The organism is Desulfococcus sp. (genome assembly GCF_050178255.1).
GTDB classification, from domain to species: domain Bacteria; phylum Desulfobacterota; class Desulfobacteria; order Desulfobacterales; family Desulfococcaceae; genus Desulfococcus; species Desulfococcus multivorans.
This window is the reverse complement of record NZ_JBFXGG010000147.1, coordinates 1-6,433: the sequence shown is the minus strand read 5'-3', so window position 1 is coordinate 6,433 and position 6,433 is coordinate 1. Positions and strand designations below refer to the sequence as shown.

General features: G+C 54.1%; 6 protein-coding genes and 1 tRNA gene. All 7 read right to left on the bottom strand.

Annotated elements, in window-relative coordinates; all coding sequences use genetic code 11:
* A partial coding sequence (locus tag AB7S84_RS15915; RefSeq protein WP_428155695.1) for a helix-turn-helix domain-containing protein occupies positions 1–187 on the bottom strand: 187 nt, incomplete at its 3' end.
* Positions 188–332: 145 nt separating this feature from the next.
* Positions 333–409, bottom strand: a tRNA-Met gene (locus AB7S84_RS15910).
* Between the two features lie 138 nt (positions 410–547).
* Positions 548–3,148, bottom strand: coding sequence for a hypothetical protein (locus AB7S84_RS15905; RefSeq protein ID WP_428155693.1), 2,601 nt, complete (start codon positions 3,146–3,148; stop codon positions 548–550).
* A gap of 22 nt (positions 3,149–3,170) precedes the next feature.
* Positions 3,171–3,689, bottom strand: a complete 519-nt coding sequence (gene hpt, locus AB7S84_RS15900; protein WP_020877336.1) for a hypoxanthine phosphoribosyltransferase — start codon at positions 3,687–3,689, stop codon at positions 3,171–3,173.
* A gap of 202 nt (positions 3,690–3,891) precedes the next feature.
* A complete protein-coding gene (locus AB7S84_RS15895) occupies positions 3,892–4,812 on the bottom strand; it encodes a DnaJ C-terminal domain-containing protein (RefSeq protein WP_020877335.1) in 921 nt (306 codons plus the stop codon).
* 129 nt (positions 4,813–4,941) lie between these two features.
* Positions 4,942–5,736, bottom strand: a complete 795-nt coding sequence (locus tag AB7S84_RS15890; RefSeq protein WP_020877334.1) for an ABC transporter permease — start codon at positions 5,734–5,736, stop codon at positions 4,942–4,944.
* Between the two features lie 7 nt (positions 5,737–5,743).
* On the bottom strand, positions 5,744–6,385 hold the full coding sequence (locus AB7S84_RS15885) for an ABC transporter ATP-binding protein (protein ID WP_428155690.1): 642 nt from the start codon (positions 6,383–6,385) through the stop codon (positions 5,744–5,746).
* Positions 6,386–6,433 lie beyond the last annotated feature (48 nt).

Genomic DNA, 6,433 nt, shown 5'->3' with positions numbered 1-6,433 from the left:
TTATCTGGATCGCTTTTGCTCCCTCGCGTTCATACCTTTTGCACCATCCACAAATAGTCGTAAAATGGACGCCAATAATTTCGGAAATCTCTTTGTATGTCCTTCCGGATTTACGAAGACGAATTGCCTGATTTCGAAGCTGTTGCTGTACTTCCGGCGCAAGTTTGCGTGCATCAATTTTTTCCATGCACACTCTATAGCATATTCTTCAATTTTTTTATATCTTTAATTGCCGGGTTAATACTATTGGATTGTACCGGACAATAAAAAAATGAAAGAACCTGATTTCTCAAGCCTTTTGGGATGGTGTTGGACGCTGATGGAAGGAGGGTTGGTGGCGATGCAGGGATTTGAACCCCGGACACTACGGATATGAGCCGTATGCTCTAACCAACTGAGCTACATCGCCGTTCAGAAAGCCAAGGAATAGATTTGGAAAGGATAATCCGCTGCATACCTTTGCGGATGTTGCTTTTGGGGATCGTCCAAAAGCGCGGTAGTATTTAGCAGGCGGCAAAGATAAAGTCAAGAAGAAAAACACAGTTTTTTATCCGTCGGCGGGAACCGATTCTTTTACCGCAATGGTGAACTCCTCCAGAGTTTCGGGTAAATTATCAAAAACAATCATATACGGCAGTATTTCCCCGGATGGGACATCGATGTTGCTGTTCTGCGCGCCGGCCTTGTTGCCAAGCCGGGCCTTGAGTTCATTCGGCGGCAGCGAATTCAATTCTGCGTCCGTCAAGGTGTTGCCGCAATAGACGGTCTCGACGCCGGCGGGCTCTTTTCCGGAAGAAAACAGCCTGCCGGTCACCTGAATGTGGCTCCGAGGCATAGCGTATCCGTTCTGGACACTGCCGCTGACGACAAACAGCGTTCCCACCCATTGATTTTCAACAAATCGCTCTTGAATCGTATGCGCCAGGGTGACAATCTCGCCGGCACGATCGTTCGGCGCAGGCAAATAGTCTTTCAGAAGCGGAATGTTGTACAATATGTTTTTGGCATTGTCGCTTTTAAACAGTCCGAAAGAATAGGCACCGAACAATAGAGCGCCCAAAAGCATCGACAACAGGATCAGGACAGGCATCCTCTTACGCGGGCGGCCCATCAACCCATCATCATCGGCGACAGCGAAGCCGTTATGATCTATGGCGGTTTTTTCAGTCGCGTTTCGATCACTCCGTTTTTCTTTCAGTTCCTCAAACTCATCCGTTGGAATCCCCATGTCAAAAGCGTCAATGAAATCGTCATCCCGATCAACCGCTTCATCGATGCGCGCACCAACCGCCGGCGAAGGGTGTTTCGCCTCTGGGACATCGGAATGCCGAAGCGTGTCTTCAAATGTTGAAGATGGTGTTTTAAGGTCGAAAGCGATGTCGACATCGCCGTTTTCATGATTCGCCGGATTTGTCGTGGTCGCCAGTGCATCGGGCGCCTCTTTGAATTTTTCCGGATCCATATTGAACAGGAATTCTTCATTGAATTCCAAGTCACCCCCCAACACTTCGAGGATATCGTCTTCGTCTTTCACAGACGGGAGAACGGATTCAGCAGGCGCTTGATCCATAGAAGCATTATCCGCAGAAGCATTATCCGCTTCTTCAAAATCCAGCTCCAGAGAGAACTCGCCCTCCTCATCCAAGGCAATATCCGTCGCGGCAGGATCTCCCGCGGGCACATTCTCATCCGACCCCGGAATCCGGTCGTCCGCATCCGCCGACTCGAGCGTCAATTCCACGGGAACGTCTTCTTCCTCGTCCACGAGGATGTCCGCCGCGACCGGCCCTTCCGTGAACGAACCTTCGTCCTGCCCGGAAAGCGGGGAATCCTCATCGGCCAGGTCAAGGTCCAATTCCAGGGAAAAGTCTCCCGCATCATCTGAAGCGATGTCGGTTGAAGATCGGTCATGGTCGTCGTTCATATCGACGGTCAATTCGATGGGGTCGCTTGTTGTGCCGGACAACACCGATGACGCCGGAAAATTTCCGGTCCCGGCTTCATCGAAATCCAGGTCCAAAATCAATTGTTCATCCGGATCCAGGCCTTTGTTCGACAGGTCTGTATCCAGAACCGGATCCACAGCGGGATCATCCTCCTCGCCGTCGGCCGGAACTGCTGCCGGCCCAGGTTCTTCGTCGTCAAAATCCAGATCCAGATCCAGATCCAGAAGGAGGTTCTCGTCCAAACCCAGTCCCACATCCTCCGATTCTTCCTCCGATATGTCGTCCGGCTTCCGCATCGCTTCACCGTCATCGACCATGACCGTTGCCGGATCATGTTCTTCGTCGTCGAAATCCAGATCCAGATCCAGAAGGAGGTTCTCGTCCAAACCCAGCCCCGTATCGTCGAAAGACGCATCTTCTTCGATATCATCCGCCGCGTCTTGAAGCGCCTTTTCCAGGTTTCGAAAATCCATGGCCGGCCGCCCCAAACCATCTTCATCAGCGTCGAGATCCTCGTCATCGATGTCCAGATGCAGTTCATCATCTTCCGAAAGTCTTCTGCCCGAGCCTTTATCGATGGTTTTCATGAGATCCACGTCCATAAACAGATCCAATAAGCCGTCCCTGTCAACAGCGTCGATCCGGTCGTCCAACTCGAAAGGCAATGCGGTATCGGCGTCAATTCCCATGTGCTCCAGATCGAAATCGAAAAGCAGCTCCTTTTCAGCATCGGCACCATTCCTGACATCCGTATCGTCAAGGTCGTCCAGGCTGAACATTTCGGTCTTTTCATCCGTCATTCCATCGGCTTTCGGGCGCGCTTCTCCCCCAAGCGATAAGCCGGAACCGTCTTCTGTTCCCGGAAGGCCGCCGATGACGACGCCGGATCCCTTCCCGCTCAGGAGACGGTCATTGGCGCCAGGGTCGGGACGCCCGAATTCGGGAGACCTGGACATCTTTTTTTTCTTTTGTTTTTTACCCGGCATGTTGGTTCGCGAGGATCTGGCTTCCTTCTCGGAAATATCGGGATTCCGGGTAGCGGATCGGGCGGTGGGGAATTTTTCGGAATGCTGCTCGATGAGCGGCCCGGGGACTTCCAGGACGGCGTTACAGCGGATACATCGAATTTTCGAATCGACAAGCTGTTCAGGATAATGATCCGGATCAAATTGGGCGTCGCAGTAGTCACAGGTTATGATCATACCCTCCCCCTGGAAGTGTTTGCTAAAATTTAAGATGAAAAATTCCCGGCAACTCTCTGTAATTTTCGGCGTAGTCAAGTCCGTATCCGACCAGAAACCCCGCATTGACCACGCAGCAGGCATAATCCACGAGGATATCGGTTTCTCGCCGTTCACGTTTGTCGATCAGGGCGCAGATCTTCACGGTCTTTGCACCGAAGCCCTTGATGTGCTCTACAAGATAGGAAAGCGTCAAACCCGTATCGACGATGTCTTCGACGATCAGGACATTTTTCCCTTCGATATCAAGCTCGATATCCTTATTCAATTTAATATTACCGGAAGACGAGGTTTCAGCGCCGTAACTGGAGGCCTCGACGAAATCGATCTGGACGGGAATCGTCATGTGGCGACAGAGGTCTGACAGAAAAATGAAAGCCCCTTTCAAGACACCGACGAGAACGAGGTCACGACCCTTGTAATCGTCGCAGATTTTTCCGGCGACGCCGACGACGAGTTCTTCGATCCGCTCACGGGTTAAAACAGGGATAAATTCCGGCATAATATTCAATGCGTTCCAAATTGTTCCAGGTTGGCATCAACAGCCCGATGGCTGCCTGACAATCGACCGGCGAGCATTAATGTCCCGCCGATCTTTGTATCGCGGTCGGCCTGTGGTTGGAAAAAACAGGGATTACAGTGCATCGCCCTGTCGACGAGGAATAACTTAAAGAATAGGAATTTGTCAATTCTTTTGGGATTTCTCAGATGCCGGTCTCCCTCAGCTTTTCCACCAATGCTTTCTGTTCGGCCGTCAGATGTGAGGGCATCTCTACATGGACGGTGACATAGAGATTTCCCCGATGGGACCCCCTCATGGCCGGCAGTCCTTTGTCGGCGAGTCGCATTTTGGTTTTGTGCCGCGTACCCGGAGGGATTCTCAGGCTGAGTTCACCGCCTTCAAGGGTGGGCACGGATACGGTCGTACCCAGCAGGGCATCGGTCAGTCGAATCTCTCTGACGACATGGATGTCATGGCCTTCGCTGGTGAAAACCGGATCCTCGACGACCTTGGATTTGATAAAAAGGTCCCCGGAAGGGCCGCCGTAAGGGCTGGGGTCGCCCTTTCCCGGTATCCGAAGCTTTTTTCCGGTGATCATTCCCTTGGGGATCTTTACGGTGAGTTGTTCGCTCCGACCGCCGTGCTGAAAACTTACGGTTTTGCTCGTCCCGGAGGCCACCTCCCGAAGGGTGAGGGGAAGTTCGTAAACCAGGTCCGATCCTTTGGCCGATGGCTGGGGGCCGGACCCCGCGCCGAAAGGCGAACCGCCACTAAACGAGAAGCGCCTGCCGCCACCCCGCCCCCCCATGAAGGAAAAGCTCTGACCGCCAAATCCCAGATCCTCGAAAATGCTCGAAAAATCGAATCCCCGGAAGATATCCTCCTGGGAAAACCGTTGATGGAAATCAGTCGAGCCATAGGTATCGTACTGTTTTCGCTTTTCCTTGTCGCTGAGGACGGCGTAGGCCTCGCTGATTTTCTTGAACTTTTCCTCCGCGGCCTTGTCGCCCTTGGTATGGTCCGGATGATATTTCATCGCCAGCTTCCGGTAAGCCTTTTTAATTTCATCATCGGAGGCGTTTCGATTGACCCCCAGTTCTTTGTAGTAATCAGTCTCGGCCATTTGGTGTTACTCCCTCTAAAGCGATTGACAACCTGCCATGACAACTTTTCAAATAATACCATGATGTAAATTAAGTATAAACACGATTTCATCAAGAGGTGCGGCCCCGATCCATTCCGGATTGCAGATTCAGGACCGCAGACGGTCAAGGCGCAGCCGTTCGCGGTCGTCAAAGAGGCGCCGCGCCCCGAGGGTTACCGCCAGAATCGTGCCGAATCCCGTTCCGCCGGCGATCAGGAACATGATCAGGATCTGGTATTTGACCGCTTCCATCGGGAGGGTTCCCGAAAGAATCTGGCCCGTCATCATTCCGGGAAGGCTGACAAGACCGACAACGCTCATGGAATTGATGATGGGGATCAATCCGCTGCGGATACTCTCCCGCCGGATCTCCTCAATGGCCTCGGACCATCGGTGCCCCAGGGTCAGGCGCGCCTCGATGATCGTCCTCTGGTCCCAGGCGACGGCGGTCAGACGGTCGAGACCGACGGCGATGCCGCTCATCGTGTTGCCGAGAATCATGCCCAGCAGCGGGACGGCATATTGAGGATGGTACCAGGGACGGATATCGATGACCACTGTCAGAGCCAGTATCGTGACGCAAAAGGATGAAATGAACATGGAAAGGGTCCCCACCCCGATGCTCCATGCCCCCGTAAACCGGCGTTTCTGTCGCCGCATGATTTCAACACCCGCAGCCCCGACCATCACCGCAGCGACCGCTGCGAGGCCTGCCGGGTGCATGTAATCAAAGAGCGCTTTCAGCACCATGCCGACCAGGGAAAGCTGCAGCACCGTTCGACTTCCGGCGAAGAGCAACTGCCGTGAGAGATGCAGCTTCATGGGGATCGAGAGGAGGGCAAGAGCGATCACCAGAAGCGCTGAAATGGACAGGTCTACAGGGGAGAGGGATATGACGTGCATGGCGTGTTCACCTTTGGCGCTTAGCCGCTTGCATCAGGGCGCCGCTCTTGATCCTGAAGTGAACGGCGGCAACCCTGCGGATCTGATCCGGATCATGCGTCACCCAGATGACCGGCGTATTCCGGTGCAGTCGATAGGATGCGATGAGGGATTCCACTCTCGCCGCATTGTCGTCATCCAGGTTTGCGGTCGGTTCGTCCAGGAGAAGGGCCTCCGGCCTTCCCGACAGCAGCCGGAGCAGGGAAAGGCGCTGCCGCTCCCCGCTGGATAGCCGGGCGATATCCCACGACAACACATCCGCATCGAATCCAAGGCGCCTGAATTCCGCAGCATCGATCTGTATGAAATGCGCCCCGACCGTCTCCCCCCACCAGGCGCTCTCGGCAGGCAGGAACCCAACCTTTTTGCGCCATGCGTGGGCCGGCATCGTCCGGGCGTACGCGCCGTTCAAGGAAATCTCCCCGGTATGGGGAATCAGGTCGACGACGGCCCGGAGCAGACGTGTCTTTCCCGAGCCCGATGGGCCTGTCAATCCGGCGCATTGACCGGGACCGACCTTGAAGGAAACGGGTTTCATCCCGGAGAAGCACAGATTTTCCACCGAGAGCCCGGCCATGCCCGTCTCCTCTGCAACGGAAGCATCACCCATTGGGCATCACGCCGAATCCAGGGAGGCCAGATAGGCGTCCCATTCCAT

Bases quoted from the DNA above. Each gene is read 5' to 3' on its own strand.
- AB7S84_RS15905 (WP_428155693.1), bottom strand. From the start codon at position 3,148: ATGATCATAACCTGTGACTACTGCGACGCCCAATTTGATCCGGATCAT.
- hpt (WP_020877336.1), bottom strand. From the start codon at position 3,689: ATGCCGGAATTTATCCCTGTTTTAACCCGTGAGCGGATCGAAGAACTC.
- AB7S84_RS15895 (WP_020877335.1), bottom strand. From the start codon at position 4,812: ATGGCCGAGACTGATTACTACAAAGAACTGGGGGTCAATCGAAACGCC.
- AB7S84_RS15890 (WP_020877334.1), bottom strand. From the start codon at position 5,736: ATGCACGTCATATCCCTCTCCCCTGTAGACCTGTCCATTTCAGCGCTT.
- AB7S84_RS15885 (WP_428155690.1), bottom strand. From the start codon at position 6,385: ATGGGTGATGCTTCCGTTGCAGAGGAGACGGGCATGGCCGGGCTCTCG.